The following is a 16,119-nucleotide window of genomic DNA, read 5'->3' as shown; positions in this document are numbered from 1 at the left end:
AGCCGGATCATCCGACCTGCCATCCGCAGGCACCAGCCACGGAGCAGCACTCGAGGATCGCGCTCCCGGCCAGCCGCACCTAGTTGGCGTCGGGATACTCCGCGAAGTCGGGCCGGCGGCTCAGGGAGCCAGCTGGGCCACCCACTCCTCGTTGTTCACATCGACCTTGTTCGTCCCGTCGAACACCGACGGCGTCGCGGCGGGACCGTCCAGCCGTGCGTTCAGGTCGTCCGTGGCGGCCTTCGCGTGCGCCTTGGCGGATTCCACCTTCGCACCGGTAGCGATGCACTGGACGGCCTGCTCTTGGGCTCCGGCGTCCCGCGCCAGTACGGAAAGCTCCTCGTTGCTCAGGTCGTCGCCGCCTTCTTTCGGCTGCTTCGAGGCGAAGAGCAGCTCGTGGAACTTGGCGTAGACGGGACCGTTGCCCGCCTCGGCGACGCATTCGTTGGCCGCGATCGCGCGGGTGGAGTAGTCCTTGCTGCTGGACTTGGGGTCGAGGAAGTTGACGTAGTGGTACCGCACCGCGAGTTTGCCCTCGTCCAGTTTCTGGGCGAGTTCCTGGCCGTAGACGCGCTCGAGCCCGCCGCAGGCGGGGCACAGCGGATCCTCGTAGACATCGATCGTCTTGGGTGCCCCGGGCTTGCCGAGGAGAACCACGCCGTCGGGTTGCAGCACCGCGACAACGCCTGGATCGCGCACGGGGCCGTAGCCGTCGTTGCGCACGGCCGGTTCGTCGCGCCCCGAGCGGAACGCGAGGAAAACGATCAACGCGATCAGGGCGAGCGCGACACCGCCGAGGGCGTAGCTGGTCGCGCTGGACATCGGGCGCGGTGTGTAGTTCGAACGCGGTTGGTTCATGCCGCGCCCACGCTCGGCCGAGTCGTACACCGCGACGCACTGTGCTGCTGGGTCACTCGCTGAGGCTCGCTCACACCATCACTCTGCCGCAATCCCCGCCTCCGATGTGCGCCGGGCCGTGCGGGGGGCGCGAGCCCCACACACCATGTGAACGCCTCACAGAGCCGCTGACTGTGTGAGGCGTCAGCAAAGTGTGTGGCAAGCCCGAGGCGGCTTCTCATCGGGCTAGCGGCGCGCCCCGGTGGGCGAGGGTGATCGTTCCTCGTGAGTCTGTCCGCGCGCTTCCTCGCACTCGTCCGCCGCACGGTGCGCGAGCTGATACTCCGCGTCGTCGCACGGCACCGCCGCGACATGATCGGTCTCGACCTCGGCGGTGTGCCCGCGCAGCGTTTCCGGCACGACCAACCACGCCGCGGCCGCGATGGCCAGCAGCGCACCGGTCACCGCGAGGGCGGGCCCGTAGGAGGTGTGCTGGGCGAGCGCGCCCACGGCGATCGGCCCGAGCACGGTGCCGAGATCGGCCGCCATCTGGAAGCCCGCGAGCACCGGCCCGCCACGCGCCTTTGGGCCGAGGATGTCGGCGAGCGCGGCCTGCTGGGTCGGCGTCAGCATGCCCGAGCCGAGCCCGGCGACGACGGACGTCACCAGCAGCCAGCCGAAGTTCGGCGCGTACCCGAGCCCGGCGGTGCCGAGCGCGCACACCAGCGAGCCGACGACGAGGAACGGCTTGCGCCCCCACCTGTCCGACAGCCTGCCGGACAGGAAAAGCACCGCGACATTGCCCGCCGCGAAGGCCGTCAACGCGACGCCCGCCATCCCCGCTGGCTGCTGAAGCACCTCCACCACGAGCAGCGGCACCAGCGCCATCCGGACGCCGAAGATGGCCGCGCCGTTGGCGAAGTTGGACCACAGCACCGCGCGGTAGGCAGGGCGGGCCAGCGCCTGACGGAAGGTCATGACGCGCAGTTCCCCGCTGACCTCCGGCGCGGCCAGATGCGAATGGCGCAGGCTCAGATAGACCGCGGCGCTCACCGCGAGCAGCGCCGCGGCGTAGATGAGAAACGGCGCCCGCAGCCCGAGTCCGGCCAGCGCACCGCCCACCAGCGGACCGCTCACCGAGCCGACCAGGAAGCTCGTCGACCACAGCCCCGACACCCGCCCGCGCTGCTCGGGCGGCGACAAGCGAATCACCAGCGCCAACGACGACACGGTGAACATGGTCGAGCCGATGCCGCCCACCGAGCGCAAGGCCAGGAGCTGCCAATAAGTCTGAGCCAGCGCGCTCGCCCCGGTGGACACCGCGACGATCACCAGGCCGGACAGATACACCCAGCGCTCACCGAGCCGCTGCACCAACCGACCGCTGACCGGCGCGAACAGCAGCCGCATCAACGCGAACGCGCTGACGATCGCGGAAGCGGCCGCGACACCGACGCCGAAGCTGCGCGCGAACTGCGGAAGCACCGGCGCCACCAAGCCGAACCCGATGGCGATGACGAACGCCGCCCCGATCAACACCCAGATCTCGCTGGGCAGCGTCCCAGCGCTACGCGGCCCGGCTCCGGCGTCCGCCTGCGACTCGGCTCTACCGCTCACCTGTCAGCGCCTTGCCCACCATCTCCTCCGCGGCCGCCTGCACCTGGGCCAGGTGCTCGCTGCCGTGGAACGACTCCGCGTAGATCTTGTACTTGTCCTCGGTCCCGGACGGACGCGCCGCGAACCAGGCGTTCTCGGTGGTGACTTTGAGTCCGCCGAGCGGCGCGCCGTTGCCTCGGGCGCGGGTGAGCACGGCGGTGATCGGCTCGCCCGCGATCTCTTCGGTGGTGATCACATCGGGAGTCAACCTCGCCAACCGCGCTTTCTGTTCCGCGGTGGCCGCGGCGTCGATGCGCGCGTAGGCCGGGCTGCCGTAGCGGCGCTCGAGTTCGACGTAGCGCGCGGACGGCGTCTGCCCGGTGCAGGCGGCGATCTCGGCGGCGAGCAGCGCGAGCAGGATGCCGTCCTTGTCGGTGGTCCACACCGTGCCGTCCATCCGAAGAAACGACGCGCCCGCGCTCTCCTCGCCGCCGAAAGCGAGACTGCCGCTGAACAATCCGGGCACGAACCACTTGAACCCGACCGGCACCTCGTGCACGTCGCGGCCGAGCACGCCGACCACCCGGTCGATCATGGACGAGGTGACCACCGTCTTGCCGATCTTGGTCAGCGCGTCCCAGCCGATCCGGTTCGCCACCAGGTATTCGATCGCGACGGCGAGGAAGTGGTTGGGATTCATCAGCCCGCCGTCGGGCGTGACGATGCCGTGCCGGTCGGCGTCGGCGTCGTTGCCGGTGGAGATGTCGTAGTCGTCCTTGATCGCGACCAGCGCCGCCATGGCGTAGCGCGAGGACGGGTCCATCCGGATCTTGCCGTCGCTGTCCAGCGTCATGAAACGCCAGGTCGGGTCGACGAACGGGTTGACTACCTCGAGCTCGAGGTCGTAGCGCTGGCCGATCTCCTCCCAGTAGTCGACGCTGGCGCCGCCCATCGGGTCGGCGCCGAGGCGGATGCCCGCGCCACGAATCGCGTCCAGATTCAATACGTTCGGCAGATCGGCGATGTAGTGGTCGAGATAGTCGTAGCGCTCGACGCAGGTGGCCATCGCGTGTTGCAGCGTCGTCCGTTTCACCTCGGACAAGCCGGTGCGCAGCAGCTCGTTCGCCCGCGCGGCGATGGCGTCGGTGGCGACCGTGTCGGCCGGACCGCCGTGCGGCGGGTTGTATTTGAAGCCGCCGTCACGGGGCGGGTTGTGCGACGGGGTGACCACGATGCCGTCGGCTTGATGTCTGGTGCCGTTGGTGTTGTGGCGCAGCACCGCGTGACTCAGGGCGGGCGTCGGCGTGTAGCGGTCGCGTGCGTCGATCACCGCGGTCACGTCGTTGGCCGCGAGCACCTCGAGCGCGGTGGTCCATGCGGGCTCGGACAGCGCGTGCGTGTCTCTGGCGAGGTACACCGGACCGGTGATGCCGCGGGTGGCGCGGTATTCCACGATGGCCTGGGTGATCGCCAGGATGTGCGCCTCGTTGAACGCGCTGTCCAGGCTCGACCCGCGATGCCCCGAGGTGCCGAACACCACCTGCTGCGCCGGATCCGCGGGGTTGGGAATGTGGCTGTAGTAGGCGGTCACCAGGTGGGCGATGTCCTCCAGGTCGGTCGCCCGCGCGGGTCGCCCGGCTCGATCATGGGCCATGCTCGGGTCTCCCTTCCAGGTCGGCTGCGCCCGGCTCGTCATCAGGATCATGCCCACAACCACTGGGTCGCGGACGCGGCGGCGTACACCGCGGCCAAACTGGCCGTCACGCTGATCACGACATTGCCCACCGCGTAGAGGTAGGCGCCGTCCGCGACCAGCCGGATGGTCTCGTAACCGAACGTGCTGAACGTCGTCAACGCACCACAGAAACCGGTTCCCGCTACCTCGAGAATCCAACTGCCCGCGCTCGCGCCGATCAATCCGCCCAGCACCGCCGAACCGACAATGTTAACGGTCAAAGTTCCCAAAGGCAGCAGGGATTCGAAACGCGCGGCCATCGCGCGGTCGATCAGATAGCGCAAAGGCGCGCCGACCATACCGCCGACCACGACGAGTACCGCCATCATCGGGCGGCCCCGAGGGCGGGTTGCCAGGTCTCCACCGGCGACAACGTGACGGTCACGCCGGCGAGCACCTCGGCGTTCTCCGCCACGAACTCGCGCAGCCGCTGCGTCTCGTCCACGATCATGACCTGCACGGGTAGGTGCTCGGCGAGGTCGAGGATGCGGCTGGTGTGGATACGCGAGGACGCGCCATAGCCTTCCACGCCGCGCCACACGCTTGCGCCGGCCAGACCGGCGTCGCGGGCGCGGCGCACGATCTCGTGGAACAGGGGGCCGTGCCGCCACTTGTCGTCCTCGTCGAGCAGCACCGTCAACCGCGCGGCCTGCTGCCACCGACCCGCGTCCGCAGGTGAACCACTCATCGCCTGACCCCCTTCCGTCGTACGTACAAGTCGTCCACCGCGCCGCCTGCGGGCGCCGCGTCGTTCACTGTCGTCCACCGCGCCGTCGCGGCCGTGTCGTGCCCGCCGAGAGCCGCGCCACCCCCATGCCGAGCCAGACCGCGCCGAGCGACGCCGCCACCGTCCCCCCGAGATAGCCGAACGCCTCGATCGCCGCGCCCGATTCGAGCAGTCTACGAATCTCGACGCTGTAGGTCGAAAAGGTCGTGAAACCGCCCAGCAACCCGACCCCGAGAAAGGGGCGCAGCAGTCTGTGGGCTACCCACACCTCGGTGATCAGAACCATCAGAATTCCGATCGAGAAGCAACCGACGACATTGACTGCGAAGGTCGCCCACGGCACCTGGTACGGCTGCGACGGCCACCGCAGACCGACGAGATAGCGCATCACGGCGCCGATTCCGCCGCCCACGGAGATCACCGCGAGCACCGCGGGCTCGACGGCCGGGGTACGGGCTTGCGAGCCCATCTGCTGACCTCCTGCCGCGCCGAACGTCACCGGCGTCATGCTATCGGTAGGACCACGCGGTCGGTTCGGGCGGGGACACGGGTGACGAACAGCCGCGTTCGTTGACATGCGTTCGGCCGCCGACTACGAATGCCCCGAAGGTTTTCGCCGCGGTTCCACCCTCCCCAATCCCTTCGGCACTGGAGCGACGATGGCGGCACGACGGACAGTACCGATCGCGCGTCCGAAGACGGCGACAGCGCATCGCACCGGGCGACAGCAAACTTCGAGCAGGGGGCTGCGCGCGCTGCGGCGACTGGCACTGGCCGCACTCGCCGCCGCGGCCTGTGTCGGGCACGCAGTGCCCGCGAGCGCCTCGCCGGTCTATCCCGTTCCCGACGCCGACGAGTTCTACGCCGCGCCAGCCGATTTGGACCGATTCCAACCCGGTGACGTGGTGCGCAGCAGGATGGTGCCCGCCGCGAACTTTCCGGGTTCCACGGTCTGGCAGTTGCTGTTCCGCTCCACGAACTCGGCGGACGAACCGATCGCGGCGGTGACCACGGTGCTTGTGCCGCCGGGCGGCGGGCTCGACCGGCCGCTGGTGTCGTATCAGCCGTTCGTCAACTCGCTCGGCATGCACTGCGCGCCCTCGCACAGCCTCTTCGACGGTGGCATGCGCGAGGCGCCCGCGTTGAATCTGCTGCTGGCCAGGGGCTGGGCCGTCGCGGTGCCCGACCACCTCGGCCCGACGAGCGCGTATGGCGCTGCCCAGCTCGGCGGCCGTATCACCCTCGACGGCATCCGCGCGGCCAAGCGTTTCGCCCCCGCCGGCCTCGCGGCAAGTCCGGTGGGCATGACGGGGTATTCCGGCGGCGGGATGGCCACCGGATTCGCCGCGGCGCTCGCCCCGGAGTACGCGCCGGAGCTGCCGATCGTCGGCGTCGCCATGGGCGGCGTTCCGATGAACATGGGCAAGCTCGCCCGCGATCTCGGCACCACCCCGAATCCGCTGTTCGGCCTGGGATTCGCGGTAACGGTGGGCTTGGAACGCGAATACCCCGGACAGGTGGCGATGTCGCGGCTGCTCAATCCGGCCGGAGTGGAGCTGCGCGACCGGATCGCCAACGCGTGCGCCGAGCAGATCATCAGCGCGGGCGCGAACCGCAGTTTCTCCGACGTGCTCGACAGCCCGATGGACGCCGATCCATCCCTCGTCCGCGTGCTGCACGAGAACAGCCTGGAGACCTTCCCCGGCGTCCCGCGCGTTCCGCTGTACGAGTGGCACGGTGCGGCCGACGAGGTCGATCCGGACCTGGTCCGCGCGGTCGCCGGGCGCTACTGCCAAGCGGGCACGCCGGTTCAGCTCGACATCCTGCCCGGCGTCGACCACGGCGGCGCGATCACCCAGGGCGCGCCGCGGGCCTTCGGTTATCTGTCCGATCGATTCGCGGGGTTCCCGGCGCCGAGCAACTGCTGATCCGCACAGCACAGCGCCCGCGTCCGGTCGAAACCGGCGCGGGCGCTGCGTTGTTCGGATGTCGGCTCAGTGCGCGAGCACCGATTGTTCAGTGCGCGAGCACCGATTGTTCAGTGCGCGACCACCGTTGGCGTAGTGCGACGCATCCGGGAGTCAGTGCGCGAGCACCGGCTCACCCTCCGCGGGTGCGGGCGCGGTGTTCGGCATCAGCACCGCCGAGAGCACCGCGCCGAGGACGAATGTCGCTGTCGCCCACCAGAAGCTGGTGGTGTAGCTCTCGATCTGCGCCTGCGCGACGGCCAGCGGGCCCGGCTGCGCGGTGGACAGGTAGTCCGTGGCGGCCGAGGCGGCGATCGTGCTCAGCAGCGCGGTGCCGATGGAGCCGCCGACCTGCTGGCTGGTGTTGATCATGGCAGACGCCACACCGGCGTCCTCGTGCTGGACGCCGGCCGTCGCGCCCTGGAAGGCGGTCGCCATGGCGCCACCGAGGCCGAGACCCATCAGGATCAGCGCGGGCAGGATGTGCGTGCCGTAACCGGTGTCCAGGCCGATCCTGGTCAGCCAGGCCATGCCCGCCGCGGCGACCAGGAAGCCGGCCGTGACCACGATCTTCGGACCGAACTTGGGCAGCAGCAGGGAGGGCGCGGTCGTCGAGGAGACGATCATGGCCGCCACCATCGGCAGGAACGCCACGCCGGTCTTGATCGGCGAATAGCCCAGGCTCAGCTGCATGTAGTAGGTCAGGAACAGGAAGATCGCGAACATGCCGATGCCCATCACGAACACGGTCATGTAGGAGCCGGCGCGGGTGCGGTCGAGCAGGATGCGCAGCGGCAGCAGCGGATGCGCGACGCGAGTCTCCAGCCAGACGAACACCGCGAGCAGCGCGGCGCCGCCGAACAGGAACGCCAGGGTGACGCCGTTGGTCCAGCCGTCGGTCTCCGCGTGCGAGAAGCCGTAGACGATGCCGAACAGCGCGGCGGTCACCACGGCGGTGCCGGGAATGTCGAGCTTGGGCCGCTCCGCGCTGACGTGCTTGGCCAGCAGCAGCACCGCGCCGACCAGCGCGACGGCCGCGAAGGCGAGGTTGACGAACATCACCCAGCGCCAGTTCGCCCACTCGGTGAGCGCGCCGCCGAGCAGCAGACCGATCGCGCCGCCGGTACCCGCGACCGCGCCGAAGATGCCGAATGCCTTGGCACGCTCGGACGGTTCGGTGAAGGTGACGGTGAGCAGCGAGAGCGCGGCGGGCGCGAGCAGCGCGCCGAACACGCCCTGGCCGACGCGGGACGCGACGAGCACCTCGAAGTTGGGCGCGGCGCCGCCGACGGCCGAGGCGACGGCGAAGCCGACCAAGCCGACGATGAAGGTGTTGCGGCGGCCGAACAGGTCGCTGAGCCGTCCGCCGAGCAGCAGCAGGCTGCCGAATGCCAGCGCGTAGCCGGTGATCACCCACTGGCGGTCGGCGTCGCTGAAGCCGAGATCCTGCTGGGCGGCGGGCAGTGCGATGTTCACCACGGTGGCGTCGAGCACCACCATCAGCTGGGCGACGCCGAGCACGGCGAGCACCCACCAGCGCAGCGCGTGTGAGCCGCGGCGCTGGGCTTTCTCGGGGGCCGGTGCCCCACGGTCGATCGCGGTTGTCATAGGTCCCCTCGAAGTCCGGGTCGTCGATGCGGAGATACCATCTCCGCTTACCGATAGAAGCTATCACGTTAACGGAGACAGCGCCTCCACTTAATCCCGGTCGTTGCTAGCATGGGGGTGTGAATCCCGCCACTGCCACTTCTCCGCCTCGACGCCTGCGCGCCGACGCCGCGCGCAATCAGCAGCGCATCGTCGCCGCGGCGCGCGAGTTGTTCGCCGACCACGGACTCGAGATCACCCTCGACGACGTCGCCGAAAAGGCCGGTGTCGGCGTGGGGACGGTGTACCGGCGGTTCGCGAACAAGAAGGAGCTCATCGCCGAGGTCTTCGAGCAGCACATCGGCGAATTCGCCGTGGCGGCCGAGGACGCGGCGCAGCATCCCGACCCGTGGCTGGGACTCGTCCAGTTCTTCGAGTACGCCTGCAGGCACCTGGCGAACAATCGCGGGTTCAGCGAGGTCATGCTCGAACTCGAGGAGGATCCCGAGCGTTTCGCCGCGTTGCGCGATCGCATCAAGCCGACCGTCGCGGCCGTCATCGAGCGGGCCCGCGACGCCGGCGCCCTGCAACCCGAGATCGAGGCGAGCGATTTCTTCGCGTTGATCCACATGGTCGACGCGCTCGCCGAGTTCGCCAAGCCGGTGAATTCCGAGGTCTGGCAGCGCTACGCCGCGATCATGCTGAACGGGGTGCGCGCCGAATCCATCCCGCGCAGGCCGTTGCTCGTTCCGCCATTGACCGACGACGACGTCGAAGCCGCCAAGGCGCACACCTGCCTGGGGCGCCGCAGGTAATTCGAAAACCGAGCTCGGGTAGCGCGCGTCACAGCCCATGCCCTAAAGTTGGACGCATGACCAATTCGTGGGTGAACTGGGCCGGCGATCAACACTGCGCACCGGCGAGCATCGCCGCCCCGCGCAACCACGACGAACTCGCCGAGCTGCTCGCGAGCGCGACCGACCGCGGACAGACGGTCCGCGTCGCCGGCGCGGGCCACTCCTTCACCGACACCGTCTGCACCGACGGGCTGCTGCTGAACCTCTCCCGGATGAACCGCGTCCTCGAACTCGACACGGCGACCGGGCGCGCGCGAGTCGAGGCGGGCATCACCCTCAACGCGGCGAGCACCGCACTGCACGCCGCCGGGCTGGCCTTCCCCAACCTCGGCGACATCGATGTGCAGACCATCGCGGGCGCGACCGCGACCGGCACGCACGGCACCGGAGCGGCCCTACAGAACATCTCCGCCGCACTGCATTCCGTCGAGCTCGTGCTCGCCGACGGCAGCCGGATCGAGGTCGACGCCGAGAACGATCCCGACGGCTGGCGGGCGGCGCGGGTCAGCGTCGGCGCGCTCGGCGTGGTCACCGCCGTGACATTGCAGCTGGTGCCCTCGTTCGTGCTCGAAGGCATCGAACGACCGATTCCGGTGGACGAGGTGCTCGCCGATCTCGATGCCCATGTCGACGAGAACGAGCATTTCGAGTTCTACATGTTCGCGCACAGCCCGCTGGCGATGACCAAGCGCAACAACCGCGTCGAGCTGCCTGAGCAGCCGCGCGGCAAGATGATGGACTGGTTCGCCGACATCCTCATGTCCAACTACGCGTTCGACGCGCTGTGCCGCTTCGGCAAGTGGCAGGCCGGGGCGATCCCGTGGATTCACCGTGGCGCCGCCTACGCGGGCAGTTACCGCCGCCAGGTGGACCGCTCCTACCGAGTGTTCGCCTCGCCGAGGCTGTTTCGGTTCACCGAGATGGAATACGCCCTCCCGCGCGAGCATTCGGTCGCGGCCATCCGGGAGATCAAAGAGGTCTCGGCTCGTTTCCAGACCCCGATGCCGATCGAGGTGCGCTGGGTCGCCCCCGACGACGCCTTCCTCTCCCCGGCGGGCGGCCGCGACACCTGCTATATCGCCGTGCACCAGTACCGCGGCATGGAGTGGGAGCCGTACTTCCGCGCCTGCGAAGAGGTTTTCGACCGCTACCAGGGCCGCCCGCACTGGGGCAAGCGCCACTTCCAGACCGCCGACACCCTGCGCGAGCGCTACCCCGACTGGGACCGCTTCACCGAGGTCCGCCGCCGCTTCGACCCCAAGGGCCGCTTCGCCAACCCCTACCTCGACCGCGTCCTCGGCCCCATCGGCTGATCAGTTCCCCTCGGCGCCGAGGATTTCGGCGACCAGGCGGGGGACGGCGGTGCCGATGGGTTCGCGGACGACCTCGGTGGCGAGGTCGTCGTAGGGGGTGGGTTCGGCGTTGACGATGACGAGGTCGGCGCCAGCGCGGACGGCGACGGCGCACATCGAGGCGGCGGGTTCGACCTGGAGCGAGGTGCCGATGGCCAGGAAGATGTCGCTGGTCTCGGCGGTGAGCGCGGCCTTGGTCAGGCTGCGGTGGTCCATCTGCTGGCCGAACATGATCGTCGCGGCCTTGAGGATGCCGCCGCACTCGGGGCACGGCGGATCGGGCTCGCCCGCGGCGACGCGCTCCAGGGTGGCGGCCATGCTCGTCTCGAAATCGCACTCCACGCAGACGACCTCGAACATGTTGCCGTGGATCTCGATGACCCGCTCGGGCGCCGAACCCGCGCGCTGGTGCAGGCGGTCGATGTTCTGGGTGATGATCGTGACCGCGCGACCGGCCCTTGCCAGCTCGGCGAGCGCCTTGTGCGCGGCGTTGGGGGTCGCCTGCCAGGCCGGGTTGTCGCGCCTGGCCAGCCACGCCCGCTGCCGGAGCTCCGGATCGGCCAAGTAGTTGTCGTAGGTCGAGAGCAGTTCGGCGATGGGGTCTTTCGTCCAGACCCCGCGCGGCCCGCGGAAATCCGGGATCCCGGAATCGGTGGAAATGCCCGCGCCGGTGAGGACGCCGATCCGGCCGGTGCGCTCGCGCCACTGCGTACCCATGCCAGCCAGAGTAAGCGTTGCTCCGCCGTCGCTCCGGCCGCGCGCGGATTGTCGACTTCGCCCATCGGCCGATCGTGGTCGATTTCGTCGCGCCAAGAGAATGAGAGATTGGTATGCTAATCATCTCATTGCTCTGAAGTGGGTCGATCAAAGGAGATCGCAATGACCGCGTCCGCCGCACTCGAAACCACCGCGCGGGAGCTGCCGCCACGCCGCCCCTTCGCGCCGGGCACCAGGATGTGGGACGAGACGGGCCTGATCACGTTCTCGCTGACCGCCGGATCCGCCTTCCTCCTGCAGACCATGGAGCCGACCATCTCCGCCGTCGTCGACGAGCACTCCACCTTCCGCACCGATCCCATGGGCCGCGCGGTGCGCAGCCTTTCCTCGGTGATGATGTGGGTCTACGGCGGCGAGGAGGCTCTCGCCGAAGCCGACCGGCTGCGCGCGATGCACGCCTCGCTGAACACCACCGACGCCGCGGGCGTGCGGCACAAGGCGCTGGCCTCCGGGCCGTGGGCCTGGGTGCTGCACACCGGGACCTTCGCGTTCACGGAGAGCGCGAAGTACTTCGGCCGCCGCCCGCTCACCTACGCCGAGAAGGAGGCGTACTACCAGGAGACACTGCAGTTGATGCGCAACTTCTCGGTGGCGCCCAAAGAGGTTCCCGAGAACTACGCCGCGTTCGAGAAGTTCTTCGACGACGTGGTCGAGAACCACCTCCAAGAAACGCCGACCGCGCACGACTACCTGCGGGTGATCCGCTCGGTCGCACCGCCCAAGCAGCTTCCGCGCGCGCTGGCGCCGGTCTGGCGCGCCGCCGTCGCGCCGATCGGGCGGATGCAGTACTTCGTCACGGTCGGCACCACACCGGAGGCCGCGCGCCGCAAGCTCGGCCTCACCTGGACCGCCGCCGACGAACGCAAACTGCGGGTGCTCGGCTGGCTGATCGGGCGGATCGTGCCGCTGCTGCCCGAGCGGGTGCGCTACTTCCCCATCGCCTACGAGGCGCGCCGCCTCGAGCGCGACCGGGCGCGGCTGCGCAAGGTGATCGATCTGCGCCCGATCTGAGCAAGCACGACCGACCGCCGCGACGCCATCCGGACGTCGCGGCGGTTTCGGCATTCCGGACCCAGATCGGAGCACTCATTCATCAAGCGCGACAAAGGGTCTCGGCGATGCTCATGGCCGCAAAGCGAATTTCGCGACCGACCGGTCCGTTCTCATTTGCGGGCAATCCTTCGCCGCGGCAATGACTTCGAGGCCCACCGCCTCTAGCAGCGCGAATACCCCGGCGCGGCAGGAAGACCGGAGCCACAGGTGCCCCGTCCTCGCCGGGCGATCGCCCGTATCCCTTACGCTACGACAGCGTTTCGGCCCGATCCTCCCGGACGGCACGCACCGGGACCACTCCGCGCCGTCGGACGGGTCCGGTACCGCATTACCCCGAGCCCCACCGAAAGGCGTCCCATGGCCCACAAGCCCAGTGTGCTGTTCGTCTGCGTGCACGACGCAGGCAGATCCCAAATGGCCGCCGGGTTTCTGACCGCTCTCGCCGGTGAACGCATCGAGGTCAGGTCCGCGGGCAGCGCGCCTGCGGCCGAACTGAATCCGGTCGCGGTCGAGGCCATGGCGGAGGTCGGCATCGACATCGCGGACAACACGCCGAAGAAGCTGACCGACGAGGCCGTCGGCGTCTCCGACGTGGTGATCACCATGGGGTGCGGCGACGCGTGCCCGTTCTTCCCCGGCATCAGCTACCGCGACTGGGTGCTGCCCGATCCGGCCGGACAGACCATCGAGGTGGTCCGCACCATCCGCGACCGCATCCGCATCCTGGTCGAGAACCTCATCGCCGAACTGGTGCCGGCGCCGAAGCACTGAGTGTCCGATTCCTTCAAGACCGAACCGGCCCGCCGCCCTTACGCTGCCGACATGACACCGCAACTGGACTTCATCGGCATCGTCACCTCGAACATGGCCGCCTCGCTCGCCTTCTACCGCCGCCTCGGCCTCGAGTTCCCCGCCGACGCGGAAACCCAGCCGCACGTCGAAGCCCAGCTCGCCGGCGGCGTTCGCCTCGCCCTCGACACCGAGGACACGGTTCGCTCCTTCCACGCCGAATGGGAACCGCCGACCAGCGCGGGCCGTATCGGCCTCGCCTTCCGCTGCGCCGACGCCGCCGAGGTGGACTCGATCTACGCCGACCTGGTCTCGGCGGGTTACCAAGGCGAACTGAAGCCCTGGGACGCGCCGTGGGGCCAGCGCTATGCCGTCATCCAGGACCCCGACGGGAACGGGATCGACTTGTACGCGCCGTTGGGCTGAGCTTTCGCCACTCCGCCGGACCTAGGCTCTGCCCGCCGCCGGGCCGGGTCGGAGGTCAGGCAGCGCGACCGAACCGGAGCGTCCTCCTAACAGGGCCGCGTCGCGGTGCGTCGAACCACCACCGAACGGAGCCCGCCGACCGGACCGCAGCCCCTCGTGAGGCCGCCGCGTCGACCGCAACCGGCGGGAGGGGCCGCGCGACCGGATGGTGGTCCCTCGTTGCGTGGAAGCGACCCGCTACGCGACGGCCCGCGTCGACCGAAACCGGCGCACGGCAGCGGATCAGGCAGAGGCTCGATCACGCCCGCGGCGGGCGGTCCACTCGGTCAGCGTCATGCCCGCCAACTCCCGCATATCGCGTGACAGGTGCGCCTGGTCCGCGTACCCGGCCGCGATCGCGACATCGGCGGGCGGCGTGCCCGCGTGGACGTCGGCCAGCGCGCGCTGGAGCCGCAGGATGCGGGCCAGGGTCTTGGGGCCGTAGCCGAAGGCAGCCAGCGAACGGCGGTGCAGCAGACGAGCTCCCACGCCCGCGGCATCGGCGGTCGCGGCGACCGATCGGCCCGCACGCAGTGCCGCGACGACGCGGCGCAGCAGCGGGTCGGGTGGCTCGACCTCGGCCGCGCGGCGCAGCGCGATGGACTCGAGCGCGGCGGCCCGATCGGGCGCATCCGAGACCCGGCCCGCGAGCTCCCGCACGGTCGCCGCGGGCCACAGATTCGCCAATTCGACGCGCTGGTCCCGCAATTCGTGCGCGGGCACGCCGAGCAGCGCGGGCGCCGTGCCGGGAAAGAACCGCAAGCCCGTGTATCGCGCGGGCTTCGGACTGCCCGCGGGATGCGCGGTGGTGTCCGGACCCGCGACGAACAGCGCTCCGTCCCGCCACAGCAGATCCATACAGCCGTCCGGCAGCACCGGCAGCGGTTCCTCGGTGCGGGTCACGGTGCGCGTCCACAGCACCGCGCCGTCCAGTCGGGACGGGCCCTCGCGATATCCGTCGTCGCCCACGATCCCGAGGCTACTCAGCGCCACCGACAACCGCGATTGCGCGGCGCACCGCCCGTTTCCTAATCTGATGGCACCCGCCCTCGCCGAGGGCGGGACCGGTGACTCTAGGACGACGAAGTCCGCGGCGGACAAGCGCGGACGCCGTGTGCCGACGGCACGCCGGACCGCACGCGCGAAAGGAATCGGTCCGCATGACCGACAACAGCACCGACGACGCCCCTCCGTTCGTCGATATCATCAACGGCGCCCTGGAGTTCACCATCCCGGCGGCAGCCAAGATGGGCGTCCAAGCGGTCGAGGTGCGCCGCGGATTCGCCGCGACGACGGTGCCGCTGGAGGGCAACGGCAATCACTTCGGGGTGATCTACGCGGGCGTCCAGTTCACCGTGGCGGAGGTGCTCGGCGGCGCGATCGCCGTGGCCACGTTCGACAATTCCGCCTACTACCCGCTGGTGAAGGGCTTCGAGATCAAGTTCGTCGGCATGGCGAAATCGCAGCTGCGCGCCGAGGCCACGTTGCCGGAGGAGGAGATCGCGCGGATCGAGGCGGAGGCGGCCGAGCGCGGAAAGTCGGACTTCACGCTGGAGGCGGTCGTCACCGATGCCGACGGCAAGACGGTCGCGGTGACCAAGGGCCTCTATCAGCTGCGCGCCCACGGCAAGTAGCCGGAGCGGCGCCCGCGCACGGCCGGAGCGAACAGTCCCGGCCGTGGGCTCAGCTCGGCGCGAGTCCGCGCGGGACGACGCGGATGTAGCGCAGCTCGGCGGCGGTGACCGCGTTGTCCGCGTCCACGCAGCCGACGGTGACTTCGGTGGCGGGCGGCGAGGAGAACGTCCACAGCGTGATCCACTGCGCGCCCGCGATCACCTCCTGTTTCTTCGGCTCCGACGAACGCAGATCCTCGTTTCGACCATTGCTGTCGGTTACCGCGCAGCGCACGCTGTCGACGGCAGCCCCCCATTCCGCAGGAACCTTGATTTCCATGATCGCGTCTGCGGGAATGGGCACCGATTTCGTCTCCCCGAGCGGTATGTCCACGCCGCCCGCGGAATCGCCGTTTTTCGGTGCGGCGGCGGTCGTCGTACCCGCTGCTTTCGCCGGTGTCGCGGTCGAGGTAGTCGCGGTATTGGCCGAAGTGTCACCGGAACAACCCGATACCGCGACGGCCAACAGCGCTGGCACCGCCATCCAACTCGATTTCACGGATCGACCTCTCTTCATCCCGTGCGCTCGGCAGCGGGTCGGATCAGCGAACGAAACAGAGCATGACACCTCCTCCCCCGGCTGACCGGTAATCCGCGCCGTATTCGCGCAATTGGTCGGCAAATTGCGCGTTCGGCGAGCGGAATTCGCGCCGCGCGCGGCTGACTATGATCGCCTTCGCGCGCACGACGACACCGGAGGAGCC

The 16,119-nt window shown here is 69.5% G+C and carries 17 protein-coding genes; 7 read left to right on the top strand and 10 right to left on the bottom strand.

What is annotated here, in order from left to right:
- Window positions 1-120: 120 nt before the first annotated feature.
- From NAM01S_RS31495 to crcB (NAM01S_RS31470), 6 genes are all read right to left on the bottom strand, one after another.
- Entirely contained in the window at window positions 121-822 is a 702-nt protein-coding gene (locus NAM01S_RS31495; protein ID WP_253799510.1) for a DsbA family protein, read from the bottom strand.
- Between the two features lie 261 nt (window positions 823-1,083).
- Window positions 1,084-2,454, bottom strand: coding sequence for an MFS transporter (locus NAM01S_RS31490; RefSeq protein WP_084483461.1), 1,371 nt, complete (start codon window positions 2,452-2,454; stop codon window positions 1,084-1,086).
- A complete protein-coding gene (pgm, locus tag NAM01S_RS31485) occupies window positions 2,444-4,087 on the bottom strand; it encodes a phosphoglucomutase (alpha-D-glucose-1,6-bisphosphate-dependent) (protein ID WP_067792463.1) in 1,644 nt (547 codons plus the stop codon). The genes NAM01S_RS31490 and pgm overlap by 11 nt, the downstream gene beginning before the upstream one ends.
- A 47-nt stretch (window positions 4,088-4,134) precedes the next feature.
- Window positions 4,135-4,497, bottom strand: coding sequence for a fluoride efflux transporter CrcB (gene crcB / locus NAM01S_RS31480; protein ID WP_067792420.1), 363 nt, complete (start codon window positions 4,495-4,497; stop codon window positions 4,135-4,137).
- Complete coding sequence (locus NAM01S_RS31475; RefSeq protein ID WP_067792417.1) at window positions 4,494-4,856, bottom strand: DUF190 domain-containing protein; 363 nt, start codon at window positions 4,854-4,856, stop codon at window positions 4,494-4,496. The genes crcB (NAM01S_RS31480) and NAM01S_RS31475 overlap by 4 nt, the downstream gene beginning before the upstream one ends.
- A gap of 64 nt (window positions 4,857-4,920) precedes the next feature.
- The gene (gene crcB / locus NAM01S_RS31470) at window positions 4,921-5,325 is read right to left on the bottom strand and encodes a fluoride efflux transporter CrcB (protein ID WP_253799512.1); all 405 of its coding nucleotides are present in this window, start codon (window positions 5,323-5,325) and stop codon (window positions 4,921-4,923) included.
- A 229-nt stretch (window positions 5,326-5,554) separates the two neighbouring features.
- On the opposite strand from crcB (NAM01S_RS31470), the gene NAM01S_RS31465 reads away from it, so the two are divergent.
- Window positions 5,555-6,823 (top strand): lipase family protein, encoded by a 1,269-nt coding sequence (locus NAM01S_RS31465; RefSeq protein WP_084483463.1) that lies wholly within the window; start codon window positions 5,555-5,557, stop codon window positions 6,821-6,823.
- Window positions 6,824-6,976: 153 nt separating this feature from the next.
- Here NAM01S_RS31465 and NAM01S_RS31460 read toward each other — a convergent pair whose 3' ends face one another.
- Window positions 6,977-8,470, bottom strand: coding sequence for an MFS transporter (locus tag NAM01S_RS31460; protein WP_067792415.1), 1,494 nt, complete (start codon window positions 8,468-8,470; stop codon window positions 6,977-6,979).
- 119 nt (window positions 8,471-8,589) lie between these two features.
- On the opposite strand from NAM01S_RS31460, the gene NAM01S_RS31455 reads away from it, so the two are divergent.
- Window positions 8,590-9,264 carry a TetR/AcrR family transcriptional regulator gene (locus NAM01S_RS31455; RefSeq protein ID WP_067792413.1) on the top strand — a complete coding sequence of 225 codons (675 nt, stop codon included), beginning with the start codon at window positions 8,590-8,592 and terminating at the stop codon, window positions 9,262-9,264.
- Window positions 9,265-9,320: 56 nt separating this feature from the next.
- Window positions 9,321-10,619: a D-arabinono-1,4-lactone oxidase gene (locus NAM01S_RS31450; RefSeq protein ID WP_067792411.1), complete on the top strand. Its 1,299-nt coding sequence runs from the start codon at window positions 9,321-9,323 to the stop codon at window positions 10,617-10,619.
- Here the strand turns inward: NAM01S_RS31450 and NAM01S_RS31445 are convergent, their stop codons facing one another.
- Window positions 10,620-11,375 (bottom strand): SIR2 family NAD-dependent protein deacylase, encoded by a 756-nt coding sequence (locus tag NAM01S_RS31445; RefSeq protein WP_067792408.1) that lies wholly within the window; start codon window positions 11,373-11,375, stop codon window positions 10,620-10,622.
- 162 nt (window positions 11,376-11,537) lie between these two features.
- Here NAM01S_RS31445 and NAM01S_RS31440 point away from each other — a divergent pair, with 162 nt between their 5' ends.
- The 3 genes from NAM01S_RS31440 to NAM01S_RS31430 all read left to right on the top strand — a co-directional run bounded on the left by NAM01S_RS31440 (window position 11,538) and on the right by NAM01S_RS31430 (window position 13,703).
- Window positions 11,538-12,446: an oxygenase MpaB family protein gene (locus NAM01S_RS31440; protein ID WP_067792406.1), complete on the top strand. Its 909-nt coding sequence runs from the start codon at window positions 11,538-11,540 to the stop codon at window positions 12,444-12,446.
- Window positions 12,447-12,845: 399 nt separating this feature from the next.
- Entirely contained in the window at window positions 12,846-13,259 is a 414-nt protein-coding gene (locus NAM01S_RS31435; RefSeq protein WP_067792404.1) for an arsenate reductase ArsC, read from the top strand.
- A gap of 51 nt (window positions 13,260-13,310) precedes the next feature.
- Window positions 13,311-13,703: a VOC family protein gene (locus NAM01S_RS31430; RefSeq protein WP_084483462.1), complete on the top strand. Its 393-nt coding sequence runs from the start codon at window positions 13,311-13,313 to the stop codon at window positions 13,701-13,703.
- Window positions 13,704-13,985: 282 nt separating this feature from the next.
- Here NAM01S_RS31430 and NAM01S_RS31425 read toward each other — a convergent pair whose 3' ends face one another.
- Complete coding sequence (locus tag NAM01S_RS31425; RefSeq protein ID WP_067792400.1) at window positions 13,986-14,711, bottom strand: helix-turn-helix domain-containing protein; 726 nt, start codon at window positions 14,709-14,711, stop codon at window positions 13,986-13,988.
- Between the two features lie 191 nt (window positions 14,712-14,902).
- Between NAM01S_RS31425 and NAM01S_RS31420 the strand changes: the two genes are divergently transcribed.
- A complete protein-coding gene (locus NAM01S_RS31420) occupies window positions 14,903-15,376 on the top strand; it encodes a YiiD C-terminal domain-containing protein (protein WP_067792398.1) in 474 nt (157 codons plus the stop codon).
- 49 nt (window positions 15,377-15,425) lie between these two features.
- Here NAM01S_RS31420 and NAM01S_RS35495 read toward each other — a convergent pair whose 3' ends face one another.
- Complete coding sequence (locus NAM01S_RS35495) at window positions 15,426-15,914, bottom strand: hypothetical protein (protein ID WP_157107998.1); 489 nt, start codon at window positions 15,912-15,914, stop codon at window positions 15,426-15,428.
- Between the last annotated feature and the right edge of the window lie 205 nt (window positions 15,915-16,119).

Source organism: Nocardia amikacinitolerans NBRC 108937, assembly GCF_001612615.1.
GTDB classification, from domain to species: Bacteria; Actinomycetota; Actinomycetes; order Mycobacteriales; family Mycobacteriaceae; genus Nocardia; species Nocardia amikacinitolerans.
The sequence above is the reverse complement of the archived record's forward strand: the minus strand, read 5'-3'. Positions and strand labels throughout refer to the sequence as shown.

Excerpts from the sequence above, each read along its gene's own strand:
- NAM01S_RS31495 (WP_253799510.1), bottom strand. The coding sequence starts at position 822 with ATGTCCAGCGCGACCAGCTACGCCCTCGGCGGTGTCGCGCTCGCCCTG.
- pgm (WP_067792463.1), bottom strand. The coding sequence starts at position 4,087 with ATGGCCCATGATCGAGCCGGGCGACCCGCGCGGGCGACCGACCTGGAG.
- crcB (WP_067792420.1), bottom strand. The coding sequence starts at position 4,497 with ATGATGGCGGTACTCGTCGTGGTCGGCGGTATGGTCGGCGCGCCTTTG.
- NAM01S_RS31475 (WP_067792417.1), bottom strand. The coding sequence starts at position 4,856 with ATGAGTGGTTCACCTGCGGACGCGGGTCGGTGGCAGCAGGCCGCGCGG.
- NAM01S_RS31465 (WP_084483463.1), top strand. The coding sequence starts at position 5,555 with ATGGCGGCACGACGGACAGTACCGATCGCGCGTCCGAAGACGGCGACA.
- NAM01S_RS31460 (WP_067792415.1), bottom strand. The coding sequence starts at position 8,470 with ATGACAACCGCGATCGACCGTGGGGCACCGGCCCCCGAGAAAGCCCAG.
- NAM01S_RS31450 (WP_067792411.1), top strand. The coding sequence starts at position 9,321 with ATGACCAATTCGTGGGTGAACTGGGCCGGCGATCAACACTGCGCACCG.
- NAM01S_RS31445 (WP_067792408.1), bottom strand. The coding sequence starts at position 11,375 with ATGGGTACGCAGTGGCGCGAGCGCACCGGCCGGATCGGCGTCCTCACC.
- NAM01S_RS31440 (WP_067792406.1), top strand. The coding sequence starts at position 11,538 with ATGACCGCGTCCGCCGCACTCGAAACCACCGCGCGGGAGCTGCCGCCA.
- NAM01S_RS31435 (WP_067792404.1), top strand. The coding sequence starts at position 12,846 with ATGGCCCACAAGCCCAGTGTGCTGTTCGTCTGCGTGCACGACGCAGGC.
- NAM01S_RS31430 (WP_084483462.1), top strand. The coding sequence starts at position 13,311 with ATGACACCGCAACTGGACTTCATCGGCATCGTCACCTCGAACATGGCC.
- NAM01S_RS31420 (WP_067792398.1), top strand. The coding sequence starts at position 14,903 with ATGACCGACAACAGCACCGACGACGCCCCTCCGTTCGTCGATATCATC.